The organism is Caballeronia sp. (assembly GCF_049581465.1).
In the GTDB taxonomy this organism is placed as follows: Bacteria; Pseudomonadota; Gammaproteobacteria; order Burkholderiales; family Burkholderiaceae; genus Caballeronia.
Window position 1 is genome coordinate 1 of record NZ_JBAUSA010000330.1, and the last position, 2,772, is coordinate 2,772.

2 protein-coding genes are annotated in these 2,772 nt (G+C 61.6%); both read right to left on the reverse strand.

Going from position 1 to position 2,772, the window contains the following annotated elements; all coding sequences use genetic code 11:
* Positions 1-222 precede the first annotated feature (222 nt).
* A complete protein-coding gene (locus WCA53_RS08245) occupies positions 223-1,302 on the reverse strand; it encodes a glycosyltransferase family 4 protein (protein ID WP_423907845.1) in 1,080 nt (359 codons plus the stop codon).
* Positions 1,302-2,549, reverse strand: coding sequence for an oligosaccharide flippase family protein (locus tag WCA53_RS08250; RefSeq protein ID WP_423907847.1), 1,248 nt, complete (start codon positions 2,547-2,549; stop codon positions 1,302-1,304). Before WCA53_RS08250 ends, WCA53_RS08245 begins: the two co-directional genes overlap by 1 nt.
* Between the last annotated feature and the right edge of the window lie 223 nt (positions 2,550-2,772).

The window sequence follows — 2,772 nt, forward strand, 5'->3', positions numbered from 1 at the left end:
AAAACGCGTTTCTTTGCTTCGTTTCTTTTCGCGTTTGAAAAGAAATGAAGTCCCGCCCCGGATAGGGGCTAACAGAAATAAGCAAGAAAATACTACTTATGCAGAACGACCACGCTAGCAGAAGGACTCAACGCTCTCCCCACACTCGCCGCTAGCAAAAACCCGCAAACCCCAACCTCCCCCTCCAAACCGCCCCGAACCGCCAGCGCGCAGCACCCACCCCTAGGCCACAACGGTCGCCATACCGTGCGTCACCTGTCGCGCCACGGCCAAGTAGCGCTCAGCGGTATCGGCAAGAGTCAGTCCTCCTAGCGGCCGCTGCGCCCGCCCCTCCCCCAGAGCAAGCACAAGCGCACGCGCATACTCGGCGGTATCTTCGGGATCGAGCAAATGCACCGCCGGAAAGTCTGCGGCGAAACTAAACGGCCGGATATTGCTGGCCACAATCGGCACGCCCGATGCAAGCGCCTCCAAAAACGCAATGCTATGTCCCTCCGAACGCGACGGCATCGCGAACACGCTGGCCCTGAACAGAATCTCCGATACATCCGGACGCGGCCCCTCGACCGTCACGCTCGCATCAAGCCCAAGCTTCGTCGCAAGATCCTTCACCGCCGTGAAATACGCCGGGTCTTCAATCACGCCGTATAAACACAAGCGCGCCAGCGGCACCTGCGCCACCACTTCCTTGAACGCATGCACGGTCTGCAACTGGTTCTTGACCGACGTATAGCGCCCGATCTGCACGATCTGTGCGCGGTCATCGGCGGGATCGGCGTTCAGGCCCACAGAAAATCGCGCCATGTCGACGCCGTTCGGAATCACCTGCATGGAAGGGTGACGACCGACTGCAGCCACGTAGTCATCGATATTCGCGGGTGACACCGCAATCACCGCCCGCGCACGCCGCGACAACACCCGCTCGATACGCCGAAACAAACTGCGCTCGAAATCGTTGGTCGCGGAGTGCATCACGTACACCACCGGCGCGGCAATCGGCAACGCCCGTGCATAGAACGCCGGTATGGTCGCGTGCGCAAACACCACGTCGGGCTTGTAGTAATTGATCGCCCGGTACAAATGCCAAAGCTTGCCGAGCGTGCCATGCGTGGCGTCCGGGAACATGCACTCCACGCCGTTTGCATCGAGATCACTGCGCAAATTGGCGAAATCATCGTGTTGCGGCCGCAGCGCCGTCACGCCCACGATCTCGCCGCCCTTCTGCTGATGAATAGCAAGATCCTTGGCCAACACCTCCGCACCCGAGAGGCGAGGCGCAAGAACCAGATGAAGTATGCGCATCAGGCCTCCCTGAAGATTCGGAACAGCATCCATCCGGCGGCCGAACCGAGCCCGATGGTCATCGCCCAGGCGATGCCCATCACGCCCCACAGGTGCGTCGCGACCGGCACCGTGGCGAGCAACACCACGGCCTGGATGACCGACGCGTGCGTAGCAACTTTCGGCAGCCCCACCGCGCGCAAGTAGGACACGAGCACGGCGATCATCGCGCCAATCGCCATGTTGATCACGAAGATGCGGAACAACGGTACGGCCGGAAGCCACGCGCTGCCAAGCACGATCTGGAAGAGCGGCTCGGCAACCAGCCGCAAAATGATCACGAGCACCGTAAGCCCCGCGACGATCAACGTAAGGTAGCGGCGAAAGAGTCGCGCGGCGAAGTCGGCATCCCTGCGGTGATGCGCGGAGAACGTCGGAAACAGATATTGCGACATGGCGATGGCCGCGTCCGCGAGCAGCATCTGCGCAAGCTTCGACGACATCTGGTACGCGCCGAGTTGCGCCGGTCCAAGCAGTTTCGCGACGATGACCTTGTCAAACTGGTTCAGCAACAGGTTCACCACGCTGCCGGCCCAGATCCAGCGGCTGAAGTTCACGTAGTGGCCGATACCCTTCCATGACATCCGCAGCGGCGGGCGTGGCGACATCGTCGTCCAGGTGAGGACCGTTTTCAGTGACTCGCCCGCGACCATGCCAAGCAACACCGAATACGCGCCCGCGCCGCCGAGCGCGAATGCCAGGCCGATCGCGCAATCGAGAAAGGCCGAGGACATTTCCACCCCAGCGATCCGCATGAAGCCGCGCTCGCGCGTGACGACGTAATACGCTGGCGACGCCACCCCGCGAATCAGCGGCAACAGCGCGGCGAGTTGCAGCAGCAGCAACGATCCGCCGAGATGGAACTGTCTGTCCATGAATGGCGCGGCGGCAACGATCAGCAGTGCGATCAACGTGCCGCGCGAGGCAAGCGTCGTCCACACCGCGCCGAGCTGGTTGCGGTTCGGCATCTCGCGGCCCTGTACGACCGCTTGCGCGAGACCGGTGTCGCTAAGCGCTTCAGCGATAGCAACGGCCAGCAGCGCGACGCTGACGCTGCCGATCGCGGCGGGTCCGAGAATCCGCCCGATGGCCAGGAACTTGACCGCGACGAAGCCCCGCACCACGATTTGCTGGAGCAGGACCCAGATGGCCGCGTCCTGATCGAAGCGCACGCTGGCGGATGAAAATGGTAACCGGACAGCTCTCACAGACAGCCCTCGTACGAAATCAGATTTTTATTGTGGAAGCGCGGACCCAGGGAGAAGCGTTGTTCCTGAAGTGTCATGGGCGTGCTTATCGGACGAATGGATTGACGGTTTCCGCCAAGGTAACTTGACACGCCCTGCGCCGTGCGCCATCTCGTAGTCGATATCGGCCCTCGTGTGGTCTGGGTCACTGTCTTTTTTCGCCAGAGGAATACCCTCACTATGG